The 23,236-nt window shown below is 66.1% G+C and carries 22 protein-coding genes; 15 read left to right on the top strand and 7 right to left on the bottom strand.

Going from position 1 to position 23,236, the window contains the following annotated elements; translation table 11 throughout:
• Nucleotides 1–110 precede the first annotated feature (110 nt).
• Together QMA10_RS11395 and QMA10_RS11390 are read left to right on the top strand one after the other, a co-directional pair.
• Complete coding sequence (locus QMA10_RS11395; protein ID WP_290168462.1) at nt 111–911, top strand: glycerophosphodiester phosphodiesterase; 801 nt, start codon at nt 111–113, stop codon at nt 909–911.
• 4 nt (nt 912–915) lie between these two features.
• Nucleotides 916–2,025, top strand: coding sequence for a glycerate kinase (locus tag QMA10_RS11390; RefSeq protein WP_290168460.1), 1,110 nt, complete (start codon nt 916–918; stop codon nt 2,023–2,025).
• 5 nt (nt 2,026–2,030) lie between these two features.
• Here QMA10_RS11390 and QMA10_RS11385 read toward each other — a convergent pair whose 3' ends face one another.
• On the bottom strand, nt 2,031–3,344 hold the full coding sequence (locus QMA10_RS11385; RefSeq protein ID WP_290168459.1) for a solute carrier family 23 protein: 1,314 nt from the start codon (nt 3,342–3,344) through the stop codon (nt 2,031–2,033).
• A 146-nt stretch (nt 3,345–3,490) separates the two neighbouring features.
• Here QMA10_RS11385 and QMA10_RS11380 point away from each other — a divergent pair, with 146 nt between their 5' ends.
• Nucleotides 3,491–4,342 carry an SDR family NAD(P)-dependent oxidoreductase gene (locus QMA10_RS11380; protein ID WP_290168457.1) on the top strand — a complete coding sequence of 284 codons (852 nt, stop codon included), beginning with the start codon at nt 3,491–3,493 and terminating at the stop codon, nt 4,340–4,342.
• Nucleotides 4,339–5,751 carry an aldehyde dehydrogenase family protein gene (locus tag QMA10_RS11375; protein WP_290168456.1) on the top strand — a complete coding sequence of 471 codons (1,413 nt, stop codon included), beginning with the start codon at nt 4,339–4,341 and terminating at the stop codon, nt 5,749–5,751. The genes QMA10_RS11380 and QMA10_RS11375 overlap by 4 nt, the downstream gene beginning before the upstream one ends.
• Nucleotides 5,752–5,785: 34 nt before the next feature.
• On the opposite strand, the gene pgm is transcribed toward QMA10_RS11375, so the two are convergent.
• From pgm to QMA10_RS11360, 3 genes are all read right to left on the bottom strand, one after another.
• Nucleotides 5,786–7,417, bottom strand: coding sequence for a phosphoglucomutase (alpha-D-glucose-1,6-bisphosphate-dependent) (gene pgm, locus QMA10_RS11370; RefSeq protein ID WP_290168454.1), 1,632 nt, complete (start codon nt 7,415–7,417; stop codon nt 5,786–5,788).
• 176 nt (nt 7,418–7,593) lie between these two features.
• On the bottom strand, nt 7,594–9,063 hold the full coding sequence (locus QMA10_RS11365; RefSeq protein ID WP_290168452.1) for a peptide MFS transporter: 1,470 nt from the start codon (nt 9,061–9,063) through the stop codon (nt 7,594–7,596).
• 177 nt (nt 9,064–9,240) lie between these two features.
• Complete coding sequence (locus QMA10_RS11360; protein ID WP_290168450.1) at nt 9,241–10,668, bottom strand: amidase; 1,428 nt, start codon at nt 10,666–10,668, stop codon at nt 9,241–9,243.
• 130 nt (nt 10,669–10,798) lie between these two features.
• Between QMA10_RS11360 and QMA10_RS11355 the strand changes: the two genes are divergently transcribed.
• The 5 genes from QMA10_RS11355 to QMA10_RS11340 all read left to right on the top strand — a co-directional run bounded on the left by QMA10_RS11355 (nt 10,799) and on the right by QMA10_RS11340 (nt 13,520).
• A complete protein-coding gene (locus tag QMA10_RS11355) occupies nt 10,799–11,116 on the top strand; it encodes a rhodanese-like domain-containing protein (RefSeq protein ID WP_290168448.1) in 318 nt (105 codons plus the stop codon).
• Nucleotides 11,113–12,072 carry a prephenate dehydratase gene (gene pheA, locus QMA10_RS11350; protein ID WP_290168446.1) on the top strand — a complete coding sequence of 320 codons (960 nt, stop codon included), beginning with the start codon at nt 11,113–11,115 and terminating at the stop codon, nt 12,070–12,072. Before QMA10_RS11355 ends, pheA begins: the two co-directional genes overlap by 4 nt.
• 20 nt (nt 12,073–12,092) lie before the next feature.
• A complete protein-coding gene (locus tag QMA10_RS17695; RefSeq protein WP_356834723.1) occupies nt 12,093–12,620 on the top strand; it encodes a hypothetical protein in 528 nt (175 codons plus the stop codon).
• Entirely contained in the window at nt 12,505–13,098 is a 594-nt protein-coding gene (locus tag QMA10_RS17690) for a hypothetical protein (protein ID WP_356834760.1), read from the top strand. Before QMA10_RS17695 ends, QMA10_RS17690 begins: the two co-directional genes overlap by 116 nt.
• Before the next feature lie 152 nt (nt 13,099–13,250).
• Complete coding sequence (locus QMA10_RS11340; protein WP_290168444.1) at nt 13,251–13,520, top strand: hypothetical protein; 270 nt, start codon at nt 13,251–13,253, stop codon at nt 13,518–13,520.
• On the opposite strand, the gene QMA10_RS11335 is transcribed toward QMA10_RS11340, so the two are convergent.
• Complete coding sequence (locus tag QMA10_RS11335) at nt 13,517–14,635, bottom strand: YegS/Rv2252/BmrU family lipid kinase (protein WP_290168443.1); 1,119 nt, start codon at nt 14,633–14,635, stop codon at nt 13,517–13,519. The genes QMA10_RS11340 and QMA10_RS11335 overlap by 4 nt on opposite strands.
• 86 nt (nt 14,636–14,721) lie before the next feature.
• Between QMA10_RS11335 and serS the strand changes: the two genes are divergently transcribed.
• Both serS and QMA10_RS11325 read left to right on the top strand, forming a co-directional pair.
• Nucleotides 14,722–15,999 carry a serine--tRNA ligase gene (gene serS, locus QMA10_RS11330; protein WP_290168441.1) on the top strand — a complete coding sequence of 426 codons (1,278 nt, stop codon included), beginning with the start codon at nt 14,722–14,724 and terminating at the stop codon, nt 15,997–15,999.
• A 142-nt stretch (nt 16,000–16,141) separates the two neighbouring features.
• A complete protein-coding gene (locus QMA10_RS11325; protein WP_290168439.1) occupies nt 16,142–16,987 on the top strand; it encodes an HAD family hydrolase in 846 nt (281 codons plus the stop codon).
• Nucleotides 16,988–17,013: 26 nt separating this feature from the next.
• Here QMA10_RS11325 and QMA10_RS11320 read toward each other — a convergent pair whose 3' ends face one another.
• A complete protein-coding gene (locus QMA10_RS11320) occupies nt 17,014–17,664 on the bottom strand; it encodes a hypothetical protein (RefSeq protein ID WP_290168438.1) in 651 nt (216 codons plus the stop codon).
• Nucleotides 17,665–17,876: 212 nt separating this feature from the next.
• Nucleotides 17,877–18,422, bottom strand: coding sequence for an inorganic diphosphatase (locus tag QMA10_RS11315; protein ID WP_290168437.1), 546 nt, complete (start codon nt 18,420–18,422; stop codon nt 17,877–17,879).
• Nucleotides 18,423–18,651: 229 nt separating this feature from the next.
• Here QMA10_RS11315 and dacB point away from each other — a divergent pair, with 229 nt between their 5' ends.
• The 4 genes from dacB (at nt 18,652) to hpt (ending at nt 23,024) form a co-directional block, all read left to right on the top strand.
• Nucleotides 18,652–20,079 (top strand): D-alanyl-D-alanine carboxypeptidase/D-alanyl-D-alanine-endopeptidase, encoded by a 1,428-nt coding sequence (gene dacB / locus QMA10_RS11310; RefSeq protein WP_290168435.1) that lies wholly within the window; start codon nt 18,652–18,654, stop codon nt 20,077–20,079.
• A 62-nt stretch (nt 20,080–20,141) separates the two neighbouring features.
• Nucleotides 20,142–21,281 carry a zinc-dependent metalloprotease gene (locus QMA10_RS11305; RefSeq protein WP_290168514.1) on the top strand — a complete coding sequence of 380 codons (1,140 nt, stop codon included), beginning with the start codon at nt 20,142–20,144 and terminating at the stop codon, nt 21,279–21,281.
• Nucleotides 21,282–21,293: 12 nt separating this feature from the next.
• The gene (gene tilS, locus QMA10_RS11300; protein ID WP_290168434.1) at nt 21,294–22,436 is read left to right on the top strand and encodes a tRNA lysidine(34) synthetase TilS; all 1,143 of its coding nucleotides are present in this window, start codon (nt 21,294–21,296) and stop codon (nt 22,434–22,436) included.
• Nucleotides 22,437–22,472: 36 nt separating this feature from the next.
• The gene (gene hpt, locus QMA10_RS11295; RefSeq protein WP_290168432.1) at nt 22,473–23,024 is read left to right on the top strand and encodes a hypoxanthine phosphoribosyltransferase; all 552 of its coding nucleotides are present in this window, start codon (nt 22,473–22,475) and stop codon (nt 23,022–23,024) included.
• Nucleotides 23,025–23,236: the final 212 nt, after the last annotated feature.

Below are 23,236 nucleotides of genomic sequence, written 5' to 3'. Positions count from 1 at the left end.
GAACCGGAAAATGGTGCAGGGAGTCGGGGTGGTGCAAGTCTAGGACTCCGGGAACCCGTTTAGGGATGGCTTACGGCCCTGCAGTGCCGTAAGCCGGATAAAGTACGCGGGTGAGCTACCCCTACTTGAACACCCCCGGCCCGCTGGGCTTCGCCCACCGCGGTTTCTCCCGGGAAGGTCTGGAAAACTCCCTGCCGGCGTTCCGTGCCGCCGCCGCCCTGGGGTTCGGTTATCTGGAAACGGATGTCCGCACCACGAGTGACGGAGTACTTCTCGCCTTTCACGACGCCACGCTGGACCGGGTTGCCGGTGCCGGAGGCCCGGTGGGAAAGCTCAGCTACCGGCAGATCCAGTCAGCCAGAATCGGCGGACGCGCCGCGATTCCCACCTTTGAACAGCTGCTGACCGAACTGCCGGGCCTGCGCCTGAATGTGGACATCAAGGACGCCGCGGGATCGGCTGAACTGGCCCGGTTGCTGGAAAAGCATGATGCGCATGAGCGCGTGCTCGTCACCTCCTTCTCCGACCGGCGGCGGTTGGCGGCACTGCGGATTCTGCGGCGTGCCGGCCGCCGGTCCGCGAGTTCCGCGGGAGCCGTTTTTACCGCGCTCACGGTGCTGCTCGGTCCTTTCGGGCTGACCGGACTGCTGGCACGCGCCGGCCGGTACCAGTGCCTGCAGGTGCCTCCGCGCTACGGCCCCGTGAAGGTGGTGACGCCGTCGTTCCTGCGCCGCTGCCACCGGGCGGGGCTGCAGGTGCATGTCTGGACGGTCAACGAGCCGGCCGAGATGGAGCGGCTGCTGGACGAGGGTGTGGACGGACTGGTGTCGGACCGCGCCGATCTGCTGGCCGAAATCCTGGCGGAGCGTGCTGTCTGGCCGCAGCGGGATCCGAAGGGGATGGCAGGATAGGGGCATGCGCGTTCTCATAGCCCCGGACAAGTTCAAAGGTTCCCTTTCCGCTGTGGAGGCGGCCGCCGCCATGGCGGAAGGGGTACTCGCTGTGTACCCGGAAGCGGATGTGATGCTTGTTCCGGTGGCCGACGGCGGCGAGGGTACCCTCGAAGCGGCGCTGGCGGCGGGAGCGCAGGAACGCACTGCCACCGTCCGCGGACCGCTGGGCGGAAACGTCACCGCCCTGTGGGCTCTGACCGGCAGTGCGGCCGTGATTGAAACCGCCCGGGCCTCGGGCCTGATGCTGGTGGAACCTTCCGTGCAGTCCTCCCTGGCCGCGTCGAGTTACGGCAGCGGAGAACTGATCCGTGAAGCACTGGATGCAGGAGCGTCGGAAATTGTCCTGGGCATCGGCGGATCCGCCATGACCGACGGCGGTTCCGGTGCCCTGACCGCCCTCGGGCTGCGGATCCTCGATGTTTCCGGCAATCCGGTGCCGCCCGGCGGGGCAGGCCTGTCCCTCGCCGCCGCCGTCGACACCTCCGGACTGGATCCCCGGCTGGCCGGCGTACGGATCCGCATTGCAGCCGACGTCACCAATCCGCTGACCGGCAGCGAGGGGGCGGCGCATGTTTTTGCCGGCCAAAAGGGAGCGGACGCCACCGCGCGGCTGCTGCTGGATGAGGCGCTGGCCAAATGGGCGGCCCTGCTGCTGGAAACCACCGGCGTCGACGTTGATATTGCCGGTGCGGGTGCGGCCGGAGGCTTCCCGTCGGGGTTCCTGGCGGTCACCAACGCCACGCTGGAAAGCGGCTTCCACGTGATTTCCCTGCTCACCGGACTGGACACAGCACTGGAAAAGGCTGATCTGGTGCTGACGGGTGAGGGGTCACTGGACGAGCAGTCCCGTTACGGCAAGGCCCCGCTGGCTGTGGCCGAGCGTGCACGGGATGCGGGAATTCCCGTGGTGGCCGTCGCCGGCCGCATCACCCTGCCGCAGCACGTCCTGGCGGAATACGGTGTGGTGGCGGCCGTCAGCCTGCTGGACCTCGTGCAGGATCCGGCCGATGCAATGGTCCACGCGCAGCGGTGGCTGACCCGGGCCACCGTTCAGGCGCTGGAAGGGGCGTAGCCCGCCTAGCCCAGGCGGCTCGGCTTGGCGCCGAGATCCTCGCCGGGCTCATCGGGATCGGTGCCGCGCCACCGGGCAATCGACTGCATGCCGTGGAAGGCAACCAGGGTGGCGCCGGTGCCCAGGGCAATGCCGCCGAACTCCACCCCGGCAACAACCCAGGTGAAGTTGGCAATGGCGATGATCAGCCCCAAACCGGCGGTGGACAGATTGATCGGGTTGGAGAAGTTCACCCGGTTGTCCACCCAGATCCGCACGCCCAGGATGCCGATCATGCCGTAGAGGATGACGCCGGCGCCGCCCAGGACGCCGCCGGGGACGGTGGCGATCATGGCGCCGAACTTCGGAAACAGGCTCAGCAGGATGGCGACAATGCCGGCCACCCAGTAGGCAGCCGTGGAGTACACGCGGGACGCCGCCATGACGCCGATGTTCTCCGCGTAGGTGGTGGTTGCCGAGCCGCCGCCGGCGCCGGCCAGGACCGTCGCGAGGCCGTCGGCCATCAGCGCCCGTCCGGCGTAGGGGTCCAGGTCCCGTCCGGTCATGGCGGCAACCGACTTCACATGGCCGATGTTCTCCGCCACCAGTACCAGGACCACGGGCACAAACAGTCCGATGAGCGAGAAATGGAAGGTGGGGGACTGGAACTCGGGCAGCCCGAACCAGGCGGCATCATTGATGGCCTGGAAATCCACTTCGCCCTGGATGATGGCGGCAATGTAACCGGCAACAACCCCGATCAGGATTGAGAGGCGGCCCAGGAAACCCTTGAACAGGACGGTCGCCAGCAAAATGGCCACCACGGTGACGGTGGCCGTCAGCGGGCCCTTCTCGAAGTTGTCCCGCGCGGAACCGGCGAGGTTCAGGCCAATAAGCGCCACGATGGTGCCGGTGACCACGGGCGGCATCAGGATCTGGATCCATTTGGTGCCGGCCCGCTGGACAGCCAGGCCCACCAGGAACAGGACGGCGCCGGCCATGATGATTCCGCCCAGGGCGCCGCCGGGGCCGTGCTGGCTGGTGGCGGCCGTGATCGGGGCTATGAAGGCGAAGCTGGATCCCAGATAGCTGGGCACCCGCCCGGCGGTAATGATCAGGAAGAGAATGGTGCCGATTCCCGAGAACAGCAGGGTGGTGGCCGGCGGAAAGCCGGTAAGCAGGGGCACCAGGAAGGTTGCTCCGAACATGGCCACCACATGCTGGGATCCGATTCCGATGGTCCGCGGCCAGCTCAACCGTTCATCGGGAGCAACGTATTCTCCGGGCTTGATGGTCTTGCCGTCGCCGTGAATTGTCCAGGCCGTACCGAATTTACTCATAGGTGTGCCTTCCAAAGACCCGCGGTTGGTTCGTGCAGAATAGTACCGGGCTTTGACAGCCGGGGGTGCTTTGTTGCACCCGGATTATTTTACCGGAGAGCAACCGGGCGGAGATAGCGGTCCCGCCCGCCAACGGACGGAACAGCATGGGCATATCAGCAGCGGGCCGCACGGTCCTTGTAACCGGCGCGGCAATGGGCATGGGCAAACTCTATGCGGAGCGGGCAGTGCGCGACGGCGCCGCACGGGTGGTGCTTTGGGACCGCGACGCCGAGGCGCTGGAGGCCGCCGCTGCGGACCTGCGCGCCCTGGGCGGCAGCACCGTCCATCCCTGTGCCCTGGATGTGAGTTCGCTGGCTGACGTCACCGCCGCGGCCGGGCGGGTCCAGGCTGAGGCCGGGGTTCCGGACATCCTGATCAACAATGCCGGCATTGTGCGCGGAAAGTACTTCTGGGAGCACTCCCCTGCAGACATTGACGCTGTCATGCAGGTGAACACGCTTGCCCCCATGCACGTCACCCGTGCGTTCCTGCCGCAGATGATTGCCCGCCGCACCCCGGCCCGGATCCTGAACGTCGCCTCGGCGTCGGGCACTCTCTCCGTGCCGAAGATGAGCGTCTACACCGCCTCAAAATGGGCCGTTATTGGCTGGAGCGACTCGCTGCGGCTGGAACTGAATGAATCAGGCAACGGGCACATCCAGGTCACTACGCTGATCCCGAGCTACATCAAGACCGGAATGTTTGCCGGAGCGCGGGGTCCGCTGATGACACCGCTGATGGAACCGCAGTACGTGGTGGACCGGGCCTGGGCAGCCCTGCTGGAGGGCAGGGCCCGGCTCCAGCTGCCCTGGACGGTGCCGCTGGGCAGCGCACTGAGAGGGCTGCTGCCGCAGCCGCTCTGGGACGTGGTGGCCGGCCGGGTCTTCAAGGTGTACCAATCCATGGACCACTTCACCGGACGTCCCGCCGCTGCGGCAGGGGAGGAAAACCGATGAGCACCGAAACCTTGTCCGACGTCACGGGAGGCACCTTCGGCGCCTCCGTCAGCTCCGTGGTGGCGGGAGTGCGCCGCACCTACGATTCCGGTGTTACCCGCCCCTTGGAATGGCGCCGGACACAGCTGCAGGGCCTGATGAGGATGCTGAGGGAAAGGGAAGCCGAGTTCAGTGCCGCGCTGGCACAGGATCTGGGCAAAAACCCGCTGGAAGGCTATCTGACCGAAATCTCCATCACCATTTCGGAGACCGAATACGCCCTCAAGCACCTGGCGCAGTGGACCCGCAGCACCAAGGTCCCTGTGCCGCTGGGCCTGCAGCCCGGCTCCGCCAAGACCGAACCCCAGCCGCTGGGCGTGGTCCTGATTATTGCGCCGTGGAACTACCCGGTGCAGCTGCTGCTGGCTCCGCTCATTGGAGCGCTCGCCGCAGGCAACGCCGCGGTGCTGAAACCCTCCGAACTGGCGCCCGCCACGTCCCGGGCCATTGCCGGCCTGCTGCCCCTGTACCTGGACCCGGCCGCCGTCGCCGTAGTGGAGGGCGGGCAGGAAGCCAGTACGGCGCTGCTGGCAGAACGGTTCGATTCCATCTTCTTTACCGGCGGAGAACGGGTGGGCCGGGTGGTCCTGCAGGCCGCCGCACAGTACCTGACGCCGGTCACGCTGGAACTGGGCGGTAAATCACCGGCGGTGGTCCTGGACGGCAACTTCGCCGTCGTTGCCCGCCGTCTGGTGTACGGCAAAATGCTCAACGCCGGCCAAACCTGCGTGGCACCGGATTATGTGCTCGTCACCGAGGAAGCGGCACCCAAACTGCGCAGGCATCTGGTGCGGGCCGTGGCTGAGCTGTTCGGGAAGGATCCGGCACAGAGTGCGGACCTGGGGCGGATTATCAACGGGCGGCACTGGGACCGGCTGCACGGCCTGCTGGACAGCGGCACCGTGCTCACAGGCGGGCGCGGGGACCGCAATTCGCTGTACCTGGAACCGACCATCCTCACCGATGTGTCACCGGACTCGCCTGTGATGCAGGAGGAAATCTTCGGACCCATCCTGCCGGTGCTGACAGTGAAGGACCTGGATGAGGCCATCTCCTTCATCAATGACCGTCCCGTGCCGCTGGCGTCCTATCTTTATTCGCAGTCCGCGGCCGCCCGGAAAACCTTCGAGGCCCGGGTCCGGGCCGGAAGCGTGAACCACAACGTGAGCACCGTGCAGCTGGCCGTTCCCGGGCTGCCCTTTGGCGGCGCCGGGGCCAGCGGCACCGGCGCCTACCACGGCAAGTACACGTTCGACACGTTCAGCCAGCTGCGCCCGGTGTTCACCAAGGGCACGGCGCTGGACACGCTGAAGGTGGCCTATCCGCCGTATAACGGGCTCAAGCGGCGGCTGCTGCGCCGCCTGCTCTGACCGGCCGGAGCCATCCCTCCGGGTCCTGCGGAAGCTAGGAAATAACCCCGTCCACAATGGCCTTGGCCTCGGCCTGCACCTGGTGCAGGTGTTCCTCGCCCTTGAAGGATTCGGCGTAAATCTTGTACACGTCCTCCGTACCGGAGGGCCGTGCCGCAAACCAGGCGTTCTCCGTGGTGACCTTCAGGCCGCCGATGGGCGCGCCGTTGCCGGGCGCCTCGGTGAGCCGGGCTGTGATCTCCTCGCCGGCCAGGGTGGTGGCGGTGACGTCCGACGGCGAGAGCTTGGCCAGCGCTGCCTTCTGTTCCCGGCTGGCGGGCGCATCCACGCGGGCGTATTCCGGATCACCGAACTGCGCTGTGAGCTCCCGGTACCGCTGGGACGGGGTCTTTCCCGTCACGGCGGTGATTTCCGAGGCCAGCAGTGCCAGCAGGATCCCGTCCTTGTCAGTGGTCCAGGCCTTGCCGTCCAGGCGCAGGAAGGACGCGCCGGCGGATTCCTCGCCGCCGAAGGCCGCCTCGCCGGAGAGCAGTCCGGGCACGAACCACTTGAAGCCTACGGGGACCTCCATCAGGGTGCGGCCCAGATCGGCGGTCACCCTGTCGATCATGGAGGAGGAGACCAGGGTCTTGCCCACCATGGCATCCTTCGGCCAGCCCGAGCGGTTCCGGTACAGGTAGTCGATGGCCACGGCGAGGTAATGGTTCGGGTTCATCAGCCCGGCGTCGGGCGTGACAATGCCGTGGCGGTCGGCGTCGGCGTCGTTGCCCGTGGCGATGTCGTACTCTCCGGCCCGGGCAATCAGCGAGGCCATGGCATAGGGGGAGGAGCAGTCCATGCGGATCTTCTCGTCCCAGTCCAGGGTCATGAACGCCCACTGCGGATCCACGTTCGGGTTCACGACGGTCAGGTTGAGGTTGTGCCGTTCCGCAATGGCGCCCCAGTAGTCCACGGATGCCCCGCCCAGCGGATCAGCGCCGATGTGCAGCCCCGATGCGCGGATGGCGTCCAGGTTCAGGACCGAGGGCAGATCGTCCACGTAGTTCTGCAGGAAGTCATAGGATCCAACGCTGTCCGCCAGGCGGGCCTGGCCCAGCGGAATGCGCTTCACGCCGCGCAGTCCGTCCTCGAGCAGTTCATTGGCGCGGTTGGCAATCCAGTTGGTTGCCTCGGATCCGGCCGGGCCGCCGGTGGGCGGGTTGTATTTGAAACCGCCGTCGGCCGGGGGGTTGTGCGAGGGAGTGATGATGATGCCGTCGGCCTGCTCGGTGCGGCCGGCGTTGTACTTCAGGATGGCGTGGCTCAGTGCCGGAGTGGGGGTGAACCCGTTGCGCGCATCAATGAGTACGTTCACGTTGTTCCCGGCGAGCACTTCCAGCGCAGTGTTCTGGGCTGGTTCGGACAGTGCGTGGGTGTCCTTGCCCATGAACAGCGGGCCGGTGATGCCCTGGCCGCTGCGGTACTCAACGATTGCCTGGGTGATGGCGGCAATGTGCGGCTCATTGAAGGCGCCGTTCAGCGACGAACCGCGGTGCCCCGAGGTCCCGAAGACCACCCGCTGCGAGGGGTCATCCATATCCGGAGAACGGTCCTGGTAAGCGTCCAGGAGGGTCGTCAGATCAACGAGGTCGGAGGATTGGGCAACTGTGCCGGCGCGATTAGACATACCCCTAAGCATGCCAAACAAATGCCGCCTGCGGCAGAAATCCCCGCTCCCGGCGGCGTGAAAGGCCGCCGCTGAAGGTTAAACGCCGCCGTTAAACGCCGTTAAACACAGAACGACGACGGCGGGAGGCCGCCGTCGTCGTTCGCGGGCGTAAAGGCCGCAGCCGGGGAAGGTGCTTAGCGCACCCCGCCCATCAGCTTCTTGATGGACGGAGTGGCCGCGGCCAGGGCAACGCCCAGGACGATGGCCGTGATGCCGCTGAACAGGAAGTAGCTGACTTCGGTCTCCGGGTTGTAGAACTGTGCAAGCCACCCGGCCAGAGTGGTGCCCAGAGAAACGGAGAGGAAGAACAGTGCCACCATCTGGGTCCGGAAAATGGACGGTGCCAGCTTGGTTGCCACGGACAGGCCGATCGGGGACAGGAACAGCTCTGCGAAGGTGAAGAGCAGCAGGATGCCGGCCAGGGCCAGCAGCGGAGTGCTGTTGGGGGCGCCGCCGGAGAACGGAATGAAGGCCAGGAATGCCAGGCCCATAACGGCCAGGCCCAGGGCGAACTTCAGCGGAGAGGACGGCTGCTTGTCGCCCAGCTTGGTCCACACTCCGGCGAAGACTGCGGCGAAGATGATGATGAAAATCGGGTTGATGGACTGCACGAAGCTCGGCGGCATCTCCCAGCCGAACAGGTCGCGGTTCAGTGATGTGTCGGCGTAAATGGCTACAACGGTGAACTGCTGCTGGAACAGGGCCCAGAAGGCAGCGCTGGCAATGAACATCGGCATGAAGGAGTAGACGCGGCGGCGTTCGAGCTTGTTGACCTTCTTGCTCGTCAGGATCACCACGAAGTACCCGATGGAGGCCAGGATGGCCACCGCGGCCATGACCACTGCCAGGTTCTGCGCGGTCAGCAGGCCGAAGACCACGGCCAGGACAACCACGGCAATGCCGGCAAGGGTCCCGATAATGACCTTGGTGAACTGTGCACGGGGCAGCGGGTTGCTGACTTCGTGGGCGGATTCGGGCAGGTACTTCCGGGTCATTCCGTACTGGATAAGGCCGATGGCCATACCCAGGGCGGCCAGGCCGAAGCCGTAGTGGAAGCCGTATTCGCTCCAGGCCAGGCCGGTCAGGAGCGGTCCAAGCAGGCCGCCGATGTTGATGCCCATGTAGAAGATGGAGAAGCCGGCGTCGCGGCGCTCGTCCTTCTCTGCGTACAGGGTTCCAACGAGGGAGGTTGCGTTGGCCTTGACGCCGCCGGAACCGAGGGCGATCAGGATCAGGCCGGCAGTCAGTCCCGCGGCGCCCGGCAGGACGGCCAGCGAGATGTGGCCGAGCATGACAATCGCCGCGGAATAGAACAGCACCCGCTCGGATCCCAGCAGGCGGTCTGCAATCCAGGCACCAAGAATGGTGGAAAGGTACACGCCGCCGCCGTACGCGCCGACAAGGCCGGTGGCGACGGCAAGGTCAATGCCCAATCCGCCTTCCGTGGCCGAGTAGTACATGTAGTACAGCAGGATGCCCTGCATGCCGTAGAAGGAGAACCGTTCCCACAGCTCAACGCTGAAGAGGTTCGCCAACATGCGGGGATGGCCGAAGAAGGATTTGCGGGCCGGCGGAGCGGCTGAGGTGCTGGGATTAGAACTCACCTTTGCATGTTCGCACCGGAGCATGTGTGCCTTGAAGGGGTAAAGGGTGAATTCTCCCGTATCCAAGGGTCAGCATGGTTACTAAACGTGACAAGTCTCACCCGGATTTCGGCTCCGAGGTGCAGTGTTACAAGCCGGGGGGCGGAACATCCGCAACTGCTGCGATAGGATTCGCCGTCACTTTTCCAGCTGTGCGGCAACGGCGAGGAGGTCTGCCTCGGCTCCCGGCCGCCCGATCAGCTGGACTCCCATGGACAGTCCGCTCCCGGTCCGGTGGGTGGGAAAGGTGATGGCCGGCAGTCCGCACACATTCACCATTGACGTGAAGGGCGAGTATTGGCACTGCAGGTCATAATCCCGAAGTCCCTGCGCGTCACCATCAAGGGCACTGTCCCAGTACCAGCCCACCGGGCGCGGCGTCTGGCCCAGTGCCGGGGTCAGGATCATGTCGTAGCTGCTGTAGGCCTGGATGGTGTCCTGTTCGAAGCGGCGCAGGACATCGATTGCTGAGACAAGGTCCGCCGCGGACCGCTGCTGCGCGCGGCGGCGCACGGCAGCGGTCAGGGGCAGGAGCCGCTCCCCTCCGCCGGCCGGCAGGTTGAGGGTGGACAGGCCTGCGGTCCACACGGTCTGGAAAGCGTCCGGATAACGCTCGTCGTAGCTCAGGCGGGCCTCCGAGACCTCATGTCCGGCGCCGGTCAGGGCCCTGATGCCGGCTTCCAGTGCCTGCACCGCCTCCGGGTCCAGGATGATCTCCAGGCGGGAGGAGAAGGGTGAAACGGTGCTCACCCCAATCCGGAACCGGCCCTCCGCACGTTGGGCAGCGGCAAGAAAACTTTCCGTCGCCGGCGCTGCGGAAGTTGCATGAAAGTTCGGCTCAGCCACCATGGCGTCCAGCAGCAGTGCGGCATCCGCTGCTGTGCGTGCCAGTGGTCCGGCCACCACAAACTGGCCCAGATCCGATTGTCCGGATCCGGACGGGACGCGTCCCCGGTTCGGTTTGAGCCCCACCAGTCCGGTGGCGGCAGCCGGAATGCGGACCGAACCACCGCCGTCGGTCCCCGGCGCAAAGGGCAGCATGCCGGCAGCGACTGCCGCGGCGCTGCCTCCGCTGGAGCCTCCGGGGCTGAGTGCGGGGTCCAGGGGGTTGCGGGCCGGAGGGCCGATGCGGTTTTCGCTGTAACTGCTCAGGCCAAATTCGGGAACCTGCGTCTTGCCGAGGCTGATGGCACCGGCCCGGCGCAGCACGGCGGGAAGCGGGCCGTCTGCTTCCGGCACATAGGCGGGCAGTGCTGCCGTTCCCTGCGTGGTGGGAACCCCGGCGACGTCGGTGAGGTCCTTGTGCGCCAGCGGCATCCCGTGGAGCATCCCCAGCGGCTCGCCGCGGGCAAACCGTTCATCGGCGGCGGCTGCCTCGGCGAGAGCGGTTTCGGGAGTGGTGACAAGGAACGCGCCCAGGTCCGGGTTCAGCACTTCGATCCGGGCCAGGAAATGCTCCGTCACCTCGCGGGCGCTGAGTTCACCGGAGGCAAGGCTGTTCCGCAGCTGCAGGGCTGTGGCCTCCTGCAGGCCGGCGGACGGAGCGGACGGCGGCTGAACTGTCATGTGACCTCCGGGACGGGATTATTATTTTCCGGTCAGGGCTCCCACTATAGGCTGGGAACGAACAGACTCCCGGGGCCGCCGCCGGCACACGGCCCGAGCTCCCCACAATGCAAGGACAGGAACCGGAAAAATGGAAAACGTATCGGTTGACTCCATCAGCAAGGACGCCAAGATCCTGGACGTGCGCGAAGACTATGAATGGGAAGCCGGCCATGTTGACGGCGCCCTCCACATTCCGCTGGACTCCCTGCCGGACCGCCTCGATGACCTTGATCCGGACACGGACCTGGCCGTCATCTGCCGCAGCGGTGGACGCAGCGCACGGGCCACGGCCTGGCTGGAGTCCCACGGTTACTCGGCAGTGAATGTCACCGGCGGGATGGGTGCCTGGCTGGAAGCCGGAAAGCCGATGGTTTCCGACAATGGTCAGGATCCCACCGTCGTATGAGCCTTTCCCCAGGCGCCGGTTCCGCAGCGGCGGACCCGGTGATCTACACCTATCTGGGCCCGGAAGGCACCTTCACCGAAGCGGCTCTGCTGCAGGTTCCGGGTGCCGAAGCGTCTGAACGTATTCCGGCAACCAGCGTCAATTCCGCCCTGGAAATGGTACGCAGCGGGCGTGCCCATGCCGCCGTCGTGCCCATTGAAAACTCCGTCGAGGGCGGTGTGAGTGCAACCCTGGATGCGATCTCCTCCGGTGAGCCGCTGCGTATCCTGCGGGAAATCCTGGTGCCCATCACCTTTGTCCTGGCCGTCAGGCCGGGGCTGGGCCTGGCTGACATTGGCACTGTTTCCACCCATTCACACGCCTGGGCGCAGTGCCGGGACTGGGCTGAAGCCAATATTCCCCAGGCTGCATATTTGCCGGCTTCCTCCACGGCCGCCGCCGCCGTGGCGCTTCAGGATCCGGAGTCGGGCTTTGACGCGGCAATTTGCTCACCGCTGGTGGCGCAGCGGCTGGGACTGACCGTGCTGGTCTCCGGCATCGGAGATGTTGCCGATGCCGTGACCCGCTTTGTCCTGCTCAGCCTGCCCACGTCGCTGCCGGCCCCCACCGGAGCGGACAAGACCACACTGGTGGTGCCCCTCCCGGAGGATCATCCCGGCGCCCTGATGGAGATCCTGGACCAGTTCTCGGCCCGCGGAGTGAACCTGAGCAGGATTGAGTCCCGGCCCACCGGACTGTTCCTGGGCGACTACTTTTTCAGCATCGACGCAGACGGCCATATCCGCGACGCCAGGATGGCCGATGCGCTCCGGGGCCTGCACCGGATCAGTCCCAACCTGCGGTTCCTCGGTTCCTATCCCCGGGCGGACCACAAGGAGCCCGAGGTGCCCCGGCATAACAGTGACGAAGCGTTCCGGCGCGCGGACTTTTGGCTGGAAGGGCTCCTCAGAGGCTAACCGCACCGCAGGGCGGTACTGTGTCCATCGGCACTGCAAAACCGTGGAGGGAGGGCATCGTGCGGCTGAGGCGAAGCAACTGTGAGCATCCGGGATTTACCCGGCAGAAACGGGGCAGGGGCTTCAGCTACCGCGGGCCGCGAGGGGATCTGCTGACGGACCGGGAAACCCGGGACCGGATCCGGGCACTGGCCATTCCGCCGGCCTGGACCAACGTGTGGATCAGCCCGTACGCCAACGGCCACATCCAGGCCACCGGCACGGATGCGGCCGGACGGCGGCAGTACATCTACCATCCCCACTGGAGGGAACTGAAGGACCGGGAGAAGTTTGACCGGTCCCTGGAGTTTGCCCAGTCCCTGCCCGCAGCCCGGCGGCTGATCACCAAGCACCTCCGGCGAAAACAGCCCCCAGCGGGCCTTTGCAGCGGCGCTGCGGATTGTCGACGCCGGTGCGCTGCGGATCGGAGGCGAACGCTACGCCGAGGTCAACGGTTCCTACGGCACCACCACGCTGCGCGTCGAACATGTCACGGTGCAGGGGGATGAGGTGCGGTTCGATTTCCCCGGCAAGAGCGGACAGGAATGGCACACCCTGATCGAGGATGCGGACCTGGTGGCTGCCCTGACGCCAATGCTTGCCCGCCCGGGCGCTGATACGGCGCTGGCTTATGAGGGCGTCGACGGTAACTGGCACAGCATTTCAGCCTCGGCCCTGAACGGCTTCCTGCGTGAAGTCACCGGCGGGGACTTCACCGCGAAGGACTTCCGCACCTGGCAGGCCACCGTGGTGGCCGCGATGCACCTGGCCCGCGCCTTTCCGCTGGCGGCCACCAAGACTGACAAGCGCAAGGCCGTTGCCGCCACCGCCCGGAAAGTGGCTGATCATTTGGGCAATACGCCCTCCATCGCCCGCAAGTCCTATATCGATCCCCGCGTGGTGGACCGTTTCTTTGACGGCGAAGTCATTGAGGTGACGGGCTTTTCCGCTTCGGAGACAGCCGTCCGGCTGATGCTCACGGACTAGGATTTGCCGGTCTGTGATGCGGCGGCCGGTCCGGCTGCACTTTCCCGGTTCCGCTGTTCGTAAGTATGCTGATGTTGAAGGTGCGGTATTTTCCGCACCTGAGCTGCGGGGCCTGCCACTGGTCCTGCCTCACTAGCCAGGAAGGTAAGCGAATGTCTGAGTACCCCAATGAGGAAGAACAGCTGACCGACCCCAAGCCCAGCGGCCAGTCCACCGGCGACGACAACTATCGCGGAGACGCCGGCGACCAGGGCAATGACATCCGGTTTGCCGAGGAAGAAGCTTTGATCCGGGAACAGGCGTCACCGGCGTCGCTGGACAAGGACGGCGAGGGTGAATACACGGACCGCGACGAAACCGACGCTGCCCGGAACCCCAAGGATGAAGGCGGCTACACGGACGCCGAGGGCACGCAGGACTAGTTCCGGCGGCCCGCCCGCGCCGAGGACCGCGCCAAAGGGTACGAGCCCGGCAGCCGTGGATGCTGCTGGTCCGGTGACGGTGCCCGGACCAGCAGCGCCTGGGGATCCACCTCCACCCGGACGCTGGTTGCCGCTCCGGTCAGGTCACCGTCCAGCTGGGTTTCGGTGGGATGTGCCACCCGGATCTCCACGGTCCGGGCACGGCGGTAGTCAATAACCGGAATGTCCCGGGGATACCTGGTGACCACCTTGCCCGCCACCCACAGCCAGCCGGCCAGGCTGCGCGGACTCATAATCACCACGTCCAGCAGCCCGTCATCCATTTTTGCCTCGGGGATGAAGTCGATCCCGGCCGGAAGCCTGCCCAGATTGGCGAAGAGGATGCTGCGGACCTTGCGGACCTGGTGCGGCTCGCCGTCCAGCGAGATGCTCATCTTGGTACGGCGGCCGGGCAGCAGCCGCACGCCGGCCTCGCTGTAGGCCAGCCAGCCCACCCGTTTCTTCAGGTCGTCCCGGGTGGCGGCAATGACTTCGGCATCGAGTCCAATTCCGCCCATGACCAGAAACGTACTGCTGTGCCGCTCACCGGTGACGGCATCGAGAAGGTCAATATTGCCCATGTCAATGCGCCTCTGGTCCCCGTGAAGCGCCGTGCGGACCGAAGCTGCCAGGTCCGCCACCGGAATCCCCAGGTTCCGTGCCAGCAGGTTGCCTGTCCCCAGCGGCAGCAGCCCCAGTGCGGCTGGAGAGTTGGCCAGTGCGCGGGCCACCTCCCGCACTGTTCCGTCACCGCCGCCTGCAAGGACGACGTCGGCCCCCAGCTCCACGGCCCGGCGCGCCTGCTCGTATCCCGGGGACTGCCGGGTGGTTTCGAGGATCAAAGGGGGATCCCAGCCGGCCAGTTCGCACGCCTCCGCCAACAGGGTCCGTGCGGCCGGAGCCTGCGCCTTCACGGGGTTCAGCACCAGGGCAATCCGTTGGTCACCCGGGGCGAGGGTCTGGACGACAGCCCGCTTCGCAGCCTCCCGCCGCCGCCGTCTGGCCACCTGCCATGCTGCCAGGGCCGCCAGGGCAGCGGCCAGCAGCACAAGAAGGACGATCAGCGGTGCGGACATAGTGGTTCCCAGCCTAACCCGGTCCCGGGCGGAGACCGGCCGAAGCCCGTGCCGGTGCCCGTCCGCGTTTTCGGTACTCTTGAAACGTGATCGATGTTAATGAGCTCCGCGAAAACCCCGAAAAATTCCGAGCCTCCCAGCGCGCCCGCCAAGCGGACGAGTCCCTGGTGGACGCGATCATCGCTGCTGATGCCGCGCGCCGTGACTCGCGCACCCGCTTTGAGAGCCTGCGGGCCGAGCAGAATGCCTTCGGCAAGCGCGTTGCCAAGGCGAAGGGCGAGGAAAAGCAGGCCCTCCTGGCAGAGGTCAAGGAGCTGGCCGCTGCCGTTAAGGCGGCCGGTGCCGAGGCGGACGCCGCCCAGGCCGAATCCGATGCCCTGCTGCGCCGCATCCCGAACCTGGTGCAGGACGGCGTCCCCGCCGGCGGAGAGGATGACTTCGAGGTCCTCAAAACGGTCGGCACCCCCCGTGACTTCGAAGCCGAAGGCTTCACGCCCCGCGACCACCTGGAGATCGGTGAACTGCTGGGCGCCATTGACATGGAGCGCGGCGCCAAGGTGTCCGGCTCCCGGTTCTATTTCCTGCGCGGCGTTGGTGCCCGCCTGGAACTGGCCCTGCTGAACATGGCCATGGACCAGGCCGTCCAGGCCGGCTTTGTCCCCATGATCACGCCCACGCTGGTGCGCCCGGAAACCATGCAGGGCACCGGCTTTGACGTGGCGCACGACGCCGAGATCTACCGCCTCGCCGAGGATGACCTGTACCTGGTAGGCACGTCCGAGGTGCCGCTGGCCGGCTACCACGCCGACGAAATCCTGGACCTCAACGGCGGACCGGTCCGATACGCCGGCTGGTCCTCCTGCTACCGCCGCGAGGCAGGCTCGCACGGCAAGGACACCCGCGGAATCATCCGCGTCCACCAGTTCAACAAAGTGGAAATGTTCATCTACACCAAGCCGGAAGACGCTGCGGCGGAACATCAGCGGCTGCTGGCCTGGGAAGAAGAAATGCTTGCCAAGGTGGAGCTGCCCTACCGGGTGATCGATACCGCCGCCGGCGATCTGGGCATGTCAGCTGCCCGCAAGTTCGACTGTGAAGCCTGGGTTCCCACCCAGAACGCCTACCGCGAGCTGACCTCAACTTCCAACTGCACCACGTTCCAGGCCCGGCGCCTGAACATCCGCGAACGCCAGGACGGCGACGGCAAGGGCACCCGTGCGGTGGCCACGCTGAACGGCACCCTGGCCACCACCCGGTGGATTGTAGCCATCCTGGAGCACCACCAGAACCCGGACGGGTCCGTCACGGTTCCGGCTGCCCTGCGCCCGTACCTGGGCGGACTCGAGGTCCTGCCGGTCCTGTAATACGACCCGCAGTTACCGGGTTCAACCCTGCGGCAGTTCCTGTTCCGGATACCCGGGACAGGAACTGTTTTCCGCACCCCACCTGCGCACATATGTGAGCCGCGTCCTTTCGGGATCTGCGGCTATCTGTTTAAATGAGGCGATGACAACTATGACAAGTACCGGCATCGAAGACCGGCAGAACCCTGATCACAACACCCATCTGGTGGCACTGGACGTGGACGGCACCCTGGTGGACCACGACGGGCACATGTCCGCGGGAGTCCGCGAAGCTGCGGCGGCTGCAATTGCCGCCGGCCATCAACTGGTCATCGCCACCGGACGGTCCTACGGGGCAGCCCTGCCCATCCTGGAGCGTCTTGGCATCACCAAGGGCTACTGCGTAGCCTCCAACGGCGGCGTGACCCTGCGGGTCGATACCGCTCTTCCGGACGGCTACGAAGTAATGGACCGGGTTGTATTCGATCCCCGGACCGCCCTGGACGCCCTGCGCAGCAAGCTGCCCACCGCCAAGTTTGCCCTCGAAGATTCACACGGCAACTTTCTTTCCACCGAGCGGTTCCAGGATGCCAGCTTTGGCGTGGAGGCCCAGGCGGTGGACTTTGAGCGCCTGCGCAGTGCCGAAGCAGTCCGCGTGGTGGTCTTCAGCGTCGATTCCACGGCCGAGGAATTCGGCGAGGCAGTGCGGGCCATCGGCCTGCACGGCGTGACGTACTCAGTGGGCTGGACCGCCTGGCTGGACATCGCCGCCGAAGGCGTCACCAAGGCCAGCGCACTGGAAAAGGTCCGCAGCAGGCTGGACATTGACCGGAAGTACACGCTCGCCATGGGCGACGGCCGCAATGACATCGAAATGCTGGGCTGGGCGGCCCGCGGAGTGGCCATGGGCCAGGCTCCGGCCGAAGTGCTCCAGGCGGCAACCGAGGTCACCGGCACCGTGTATGAAGACGGCGCTGCCACCATCCTGCGCGGGCTGGCAAACAGCTAACCGGCAGGGGCAGGCGGGTTGCCTGCTCAGCGGGCCCGGCCCGCCGGTTCCAGGGCTGCGGCGGAGGACGGAAGGGCCGCAGGTCCGGCGCACAGCGTCAGGAGCCGTGCAGCGGCGGGCCGGGTGGCCCACTCCTCCTGCCAGTGGGAGCGCACCACGGCTTTGCTGACGGCCTGCGTGGTGATGCCAAGGATTTCCGCCACATATTTTTGCTGCCCGCGGGCGCCGGGAGTCATCAGGTCCAGCACCTTCCACTCGGCGTCGGTGCGGCTGGCCGCAATCTGGCCCAGCAGCCGCAGCACCGCCTGGGCTTCCGCGGCAAGATCAGCGTCCGGTCCGTCCACGGCGAGCGGAATCCGTTCGCCGGTTTTCTGCGCCCTGACCACGGCGCGGCGTGCGTAGACCAGCCCAAACCCGTCATTGTCCAGGATGTTCTGCCGAAGCGGCGGATGGACTTCGCCGACGCCGATGCCCACGTTCCAGCGGCGCTGCCGGATGGCGGCCAGCGCGGCATCGACGGCCGCGGCGGCATCCGCGAGTACGCCCTGCGCCTCATCACCCACCGAGCGCTGGAAGGGAACGACGGCCGGTAAATGGCGCAGTGAACGGATGAGCTCAGGAACCAGGTCCCCCGATTCGCGGGAGTCCCGCTGGTTGATCGTCAGCACATAATGCATGGGTTCAGCATGCCAGAGGACCGCAAAGACAACCGGTATCGGTTGCGGCGCGCCCTGCGGGTGTTGGCCTAACGCCGGAAGGCTGAGCTTCCGGGGGCCATCATCAGCGCACCCGGCAGAGGGAAACCACAACAACGACGACGGCGGCCGTCCCCGTGAGGGAACAGCCGCCGTCGGGCGCGGATCCGAACCCGGAACGGGTCCGGGACGCGCTAGTCGTTCTGAGGGTCGGCGTCGACGTCGCGGCCCTGGGGCTCGTCCTCTTCGCTGCCTTCGCCGAGAGCGGCGAAGCGGGCCAGGGAAGCTTCCACCTCGGCCTCGGCTTCCTCACGGCCGGCCCAGTCAGCGGCTTCAACCCACTTGCCCGGCTCCAGATCCTTGTACTTGGTGAAGAAGTGCTTGATCTCATCGAGCAGGAAGTCGGAAACGTCCGAGATGTCCTTGATGTGGTCAAAACGGGGATCAACCGGAACGCACAGGACCTTGGCGTCTCCGCCGCCGTCGTCCACCATGTTGAAGACGCCGATGGGACGGGATTCCACCAGCACGCCGGGCATCAGGTCGAAGTCCTGGAGCATGACCAGGGCGTCCAGCGGATCGCCGTCTTCGCCGAGGGTGTTCTCGAAGTAGCCGTAGTGGGTGGGGTAGGCCATGGACGTGAACAGGATGCGGTCCAGGCGCAGGCGGTGGGTTTCATGGTCAATTTCGTACTTGACCCGGGATCCCTTGGGGATCTCGATGGTGACGTCGAGCTTCATGGATACTCCTCTGGCGTGGCGCCGGCATGGCACCACAAACGGAACAGGCCGCGGCGGGTCAAGAATAAGCACTGCCGTGAACCTAGGCTGATAAATGCTCCAACGGCCGCATGTTTGTCCGCGTCAAAGCGGGCGGCGGCGCCGGTCTAGTCTTAAAGATATATGTCTTGGTCCGTTATCACTGCCCGGCGCAGTGCGGGACCTGTCGAGGGAAAGCGGCGGTGAGGTGATGGGAAGGGTTTCTTCCGGCCTCCTGCTGACACTGGTTTTGGCCCTCCTGGTGGTTCCGCTGTGTTTCTACGCCGGCCCGCCGGTACTGGCAGCGCTGGACCGGGAGCAGCCCCGGCGGCAGCTGGTGGTACCGGCGTACCAGCAGGCTCCTGCGGTTTTATCTGCCGGCCGGGACGATTCTCCGGCGCCGGCGGACCCGGGTGCGCCCCTGCCGGACACCAAGGTTCTGGGCGGTCTCCTCGACGCTGAACTGGCGGTCCCCGGCAGCGGACAGTTCCACGGCACAGTCGTTGATGTCCTGTCGGGTGAAATCCTCTATGACCTCAACGGCGCCGCCCCGGCAACCCCCGCCTCCAGCCTCAAACTCCTGACCGCCGCCGCAGCCCTTTCGGTTCTCGGATCCGACACCCGGTTTGAAACCTCCGTTTATGCCGGCGGCACACCCGAAACAGTTGTCCTCGCAGGCGGCGGCGATGTGCTGCTGGGGACGGGAGCATCGGATGAGAACGCCGTCGTCGGGCATGCGGGACTGCAGACACTGGCTGAGGAAACAGCCGCCGCCCTGTCCGGACGCGGGGTATCCGGAACGGTCAGCGTCCAGCTGGATGACTCACTGTTCACCGGGGACGTGCTCTCGCCTGCCTGGAACCGGGAAGACATCCAGGCAGGGGAGGCCGCCGCGCTCTATCCGCTGGCCGTCAATTCCGCGTGGGCGGTGGAGGGACGGCAGTACGGCGCCCGCGTCGACGACGCCGCGCTCGCTGCCGCTGACGCTTTTACTGCCGCACTGAAGACCGCTGCCGCCGGCTACGGTTTTGAGGTGGACGCCCGGGTCACACGCGGAACAGCCGGCGACGGCGCTGAGCGGCTGGCAACCGTGGCGTCGGCGCCGGTGGCAGAACAGGTAACGCAGATGCTGCTGGCGTCGGACAACTACCTGGCCGAAGCACTGGGCCGCATGGCAGCGCTGAAAACCGGCCGTGAAGGCTCCTTCGACGGAGCAGCAGCGGCCGTGGAAGCCGCAGTGTCAGGGCTGGGGGTCAACACCGCCGGCATGGTGCTGGCTGATGTCTCCGGGCTGGGCAGCGGAACGGAGATCTCGGCCCTGCAGCTTGCCTCTGCCGTCCGGGCCGCCCTGACATCGCCGGACAGCAGCGTCCGGGACCTGCCCTACGCCCTTCCGGTAGCCGGATTGAGTGGAACCCTGGCCTCCCGGTTCGCCGGGGACACCCCGGCGGCCGGACTCGTCCGCGCCAAAACCGGCACCCTGTTCGCGGTGACATCACTGACCGGATTCGTGACTGACGCTGACGGACGGCTCCTGTCCTTCGCAATTGTTGCCAACGGACTGGAGAACAACACTGCGCAGGCCCGTGCGGCCGTGGACGCGGCTGCTGCCGTCCTCGCCGGCTGCGGATGCCGCTGAACAGGGTTCGGCGGACAGCGAACCATCCTGTCAACGGAGTACCCGTGTGTTCTGATGGACGGATGGAGAGCTATCAGCAGCACCCCGTCCCTGCCGCCGCCGACCTCGTGAACTGGGACCTGGCCGCAGGAACGGCTGCCACCCTGGTGTCCGCCGGACCAAAGATGACCGCCGGAGAAATCCGCGCTGCGGTAGCGGACCTCCGGTCGAGGGCAGATGCTGCGGTCACCCACGTACACCGCATCACCGGCCTGGAAGCCGCGCGCGACCTGCGCGATTCCGAAGTCCTTGTGGTTGACCGCGCTTCCTGGGCCAAAGCAAACTCCCGCAGTTTTGCCGCGCTCCTGAATCCTGCGCTGGAGAATCTGGCCCGGACGCATCCGGAGCAGCTCAAGGGAGCCAACACCGCGCTCAGCGGAACCCTGACCGGTGCCCAAATGGGCGCCGTCCTGGCCTTCCTCGCCTCCAAGGTCCTGGGACAGTATGATCCCTTCGCAGCGCAGACCCCCGGAGGCCCCGCCGGAGGAAGGCTGCTGCTCGTGGCGCCCAACATCATCTCGCTGGAACGCGAATTGAACGTGGACCCGGCGGACTTTCGGCTCTGGGTGTGCCTGCATGAGCAGACCCACCGGGTGCAGTTCGCGGCCGCACCCTGGCTCCGCGGGCACATGGTGGAACAGATCGGCCTGCTGACCAACGGCCTGATGGACAAGGCCCAAACCCTGTCCGAGCGGCTGAACCAGGCCGCCAGGACGCTTGCGTCCGCCGACGGCCGCGCGGCCCTCACCGGCGGCAGCGGCGACGGTGTTCCCAACCGCCCCGTGGACCTCATGTCCCTCCTTCAGGATCCCGAGGACAAGGAACGGATGTCCCACCTGACCGCAGTGATGTCCTTGCTGGAGGGGCACGCCAACGTGGTCATGGACGCCGTGGACGCCTCGATCGTGCCCAGCGTGAAGACCATCCGCCAGCGGTTCAACGCCCGCGGAAAGAGCCATGGCTGGCTGGACCGCTTTTTCCGCCAGATCATGGGCCTGGACGCCAAGATGCGCCAGTACAGGGACGGATCGAAATTTGTCCGTTCGGTTGTTGACCGGGCGGGAATGGAAGGGTTCAACCGGGTCTGGGAAGGGCCCGGGAATTTACCCACCGAAGCCGAAATTCACAACCCCTCCCTCTGGATGACCCGGATGGGGCTCTAACAGAACGTGCAGATGTTTCCTGATTCGAATTCCCCCGCCCCCGCAGCCGGCAACACGCCGGAGCGCAGGCCGCGCAAACGGCTGAACCCGACCCTGGGCAAAGCCCGCAATATGCTTCGTGACGCCCTCCGGGACGCGGGCCTTGAACCCCGCGGCAGCGCGGAAGGGCAGCCGCCCCTGCTGCTGGTCGCCTGCAGTGGCGGACCTGACTCGCTGGCACTGGCCGAAGCCGCCTCCTTCTTCGCCCGCCGCGGCGATTACCGGGTGGGCGCCGTTGTCGTCGATCACGCCCTGCAGGCCGGATCGGCGGAAGTTGCCGCCGCAGCAGCGGCGAAACTTACCGCCATGGGGCTGGATCCCGTCCAGGTCCGCACTGTTTCGGTCCCGGTCTCCGGCATGGGTCCTGAGGCAGCCGCACGGACTGTCCGCTATGCGGCGCTGGACGCCGCCGTTGAAGAGACGGGCGCTGACGCCGTCCTGCTGGGCCACACGCTCGATGACCAGGCGGAGCAGGTGCTTTTGGGTCTGGCCCGCGGATCAGGCACCCGGTCCCTTGCCGGGATGCGCCCGATCCGCGGAAAGTATCTGCGTCCGCTGCTGGGGCTGCGGAGGAGCGAAACCGAGGAAATCTGCGCCAGCGAGGGCCTGGACCCCTGGCTGGACCCCAGCAATGCGGATCCGGCGTTTGCCCGGTCGCGGGTCCGTGCCGAGGTGCTGCCCTTCCTGGAAGAGAAACTTGGCCCCGGCATCGCCGAGGCTTTGTTCCGTTCCTCACGTATCCTCGCCGGTGACGCCGACTACCTGGACACCGTGAGTGCTGACACCTATGCCCGGCTGCGCGGACGGCAGGACCCGTCCGCGGCGTCCGCGGCACCCGCTGAGGACACCATCCTGTTGCCCGAGGCACCGCTGCGTGAGCTGGCTCCCGCCGTACGGCAGCGCGTTCTGGCCCTCGCCGCCGTCGAACTCGGAGGCGCCCAGCCGAGCTGGGAACGGCTGCGGTCGGTGGAAGCGCTGCTGCGCCGCACGGGCTCGGCCGGACCCGTTGAACTGGTCGGCAAAGTCAGCGTGTACCGGCAGGTGCGCACTAATCCGGTTCCCCAAGGCACCTCCGGCTATGGCAATCTTGTCTTTAGGAAAAAGAGCAGCACCTAAAATCCAGCTGCAACATCTCTTACCCGGGAGCCATTCGTGGATTCACACGACGTCCAGACAGACCTCAAGCACGTTCTCTACACCAAAGAGCAGATCCAAACACGGGTTAACGAACTCGCGGCAGAGATCGACCGCGACTACGCCGGACGCGACGTCCTGCTGGTTGGCGTGCTCAAGGGCGCCGTCATGGTGATGGCAGACCTGTCCCGTGCCCTGCACAGCCACGTCACCATGGACTGGATGGCCGTCTCCTCCTACGGGTCCGGCACGCAGTCCTCCGGCGTGGTCCGCATCCTCAAGGACCTTGAAACGGACCTCCTGGGTAAGCATGTGCTGATTGTCGAAGACATCATCGACTCCGGCCTGACCCTCTCCTGGCTGCGCACCAACCTGCAGTCCCGCGGCCCGGCCAGTGTCGAGATCTGCACCCTGCTGCGCAAGCCCACCGCAGCGAAGGTTGAAATCGACGTCAAATATGTCGGTTATGACATCCCCAATGAGTTTGTGGTGGGTTACGGCCTGGACTTCGCCGAAAAGTACCGCAACCTCGACTTCATCGGCACCCTGGCTCCGCACGTCTACGAGTAAGCTCCAGCGCGCTTCCGCGGCACCGGGCGGCGGGCCTTCGGGCCACTGCCTCCGGTGCCGCTTCCGCGATCAGCATCACGCCGGCCCGCTACGCCCTGAGGGAACTTTCCCGTCATTCCGGACGTGTTCCATCAGGTAACGGTGTATAGCTTGTTCGAGTATATTTCCGCGCATTATCAGCGTTGTTGATCAGGAGGGACGGGGCGTACGCC

The organism is Arthrobacter sp. APC 3897 (assembly GCF_030407495.1).
Classification (GTDB): domain Bacteria; phylum Actinomycetota; class Actinomycetes; order Actinomycetales; family Micrococcaceae; genus Arthrobacter_B.
This window is presented reverse-complemented; position numbering and strand designations above follow the sequence as displayed.

Bases quoted from the DNA above. Each gene is read 5' to 3' on its own strand.
- QMA10_RS11390 (WP_290168460.1), top strand. From the start codon at position 916: ATGCGCGTTCTCATAGCCCCGGACAAGTTCAAAGGTTCCCTTTCCGCT.
- QMA10_RS11385 (WP_290168459.1), bottom strand. From the start codon at position 3,344: ATGAGTAAATTCGGTACGGCCTGGACAATTCACGGCGACGGCAAGACC.
- QMA10_RS11380 (WP_290168457.1), top strand. From the start codon at position 3,491: ATGGGCATATCAGCAGCGGGCCGCACGGTCCTTGTAACCGGCGCGGCA.
- QMA10_RS11375 (WP_290168456.1), top strand. From the start codon at position 4,339: ATGAGCACCGAAACCTTGTCCGACGTCACGGGAGGCACCTTCGGCGCC.
- pgm (WP_290168454.1), bottom strand. From the start codon at position 7,417: ATGTCTAATCGCGCCGGCACAGTTGCCCAATCCTCCGACCTCGTTGAT.
- QMA10_RS11360 (WP_290168450.1), bottom strand. From the start codon at position 10,668: ATGACAGTTCAGCCGCCGTCCGCTCCGTCCGCCGGCCTGCAGGAGGCC.
- QMA10_RS11355 (WP_290168448.1), top strand. From the start codon at position 10,799: ATGGAAAACGTATCGGTTGACTCCATCAGCAAGGACGCCAAGATCCTG.
- pheA (WP_290168446.1), top strand. From the start codon at position 11,113: ATGAGCCTTTCCCCAGGCGCCGGTTCCGCAGCGGCGGACCCGGTGATC.
- QMA10_RS11340 (WP_290168444.1), top strand. From the start codon at position 13,251: ATGTCTGAGTACCCCAATGAGGAAGAACAGCTGACCGACCCCAAGCCC.
- QMA10_RS11335 (WP_290168443.1), bottom strand. From the start codon at position 14,635: ATGTCCGCACCGCTGATCGTCCTTCTTGTGCTGCTGGCCGCTGCCCTG.
- QMA10_RS11325 (WP_290168439.1), top strand. From the start codon at position 16,142: ATGACAACTATGACAAGTACCGGCATCGAAGACCGGCAGAACCCTGAT.
- QMA10_RS11320 (WP_290168438.1), bottom strand. From the start codon at position 17,664: ATGCATTATGTGCTGACGATCAACCAGCGGGACTCCCGCGAATCGGGG.
- QMA10_RS11315 (WP_290168437.1), bottom strand. From the start codon at position 18,422: ATGAAGCTCGACGTCACCATCGAGATCCCCAAGGGATCCCGGGTCAAG.
- dacB (WP_290168435.1), top strand. From the start codon at position 18,652: ATGGGAAGGGTTTCTTCCGGCCTCCTGCTGACACTGGTTTTGGCCCTC.
- QMA10_RS11305 (WP_290168514.1), top strand. From the start codon at position 20,142: ATGGAGAGCTATCAGCAGCACCCCGTCCCTGCCGCCGCCGACCTCGTG.
- tilS (WP_290168434.1), top strand. From the start codon at position 21,294: ATGTTTCCTGATTCGAATTCCCCCGCCCCCGCAGCCGGCAACACGCCG.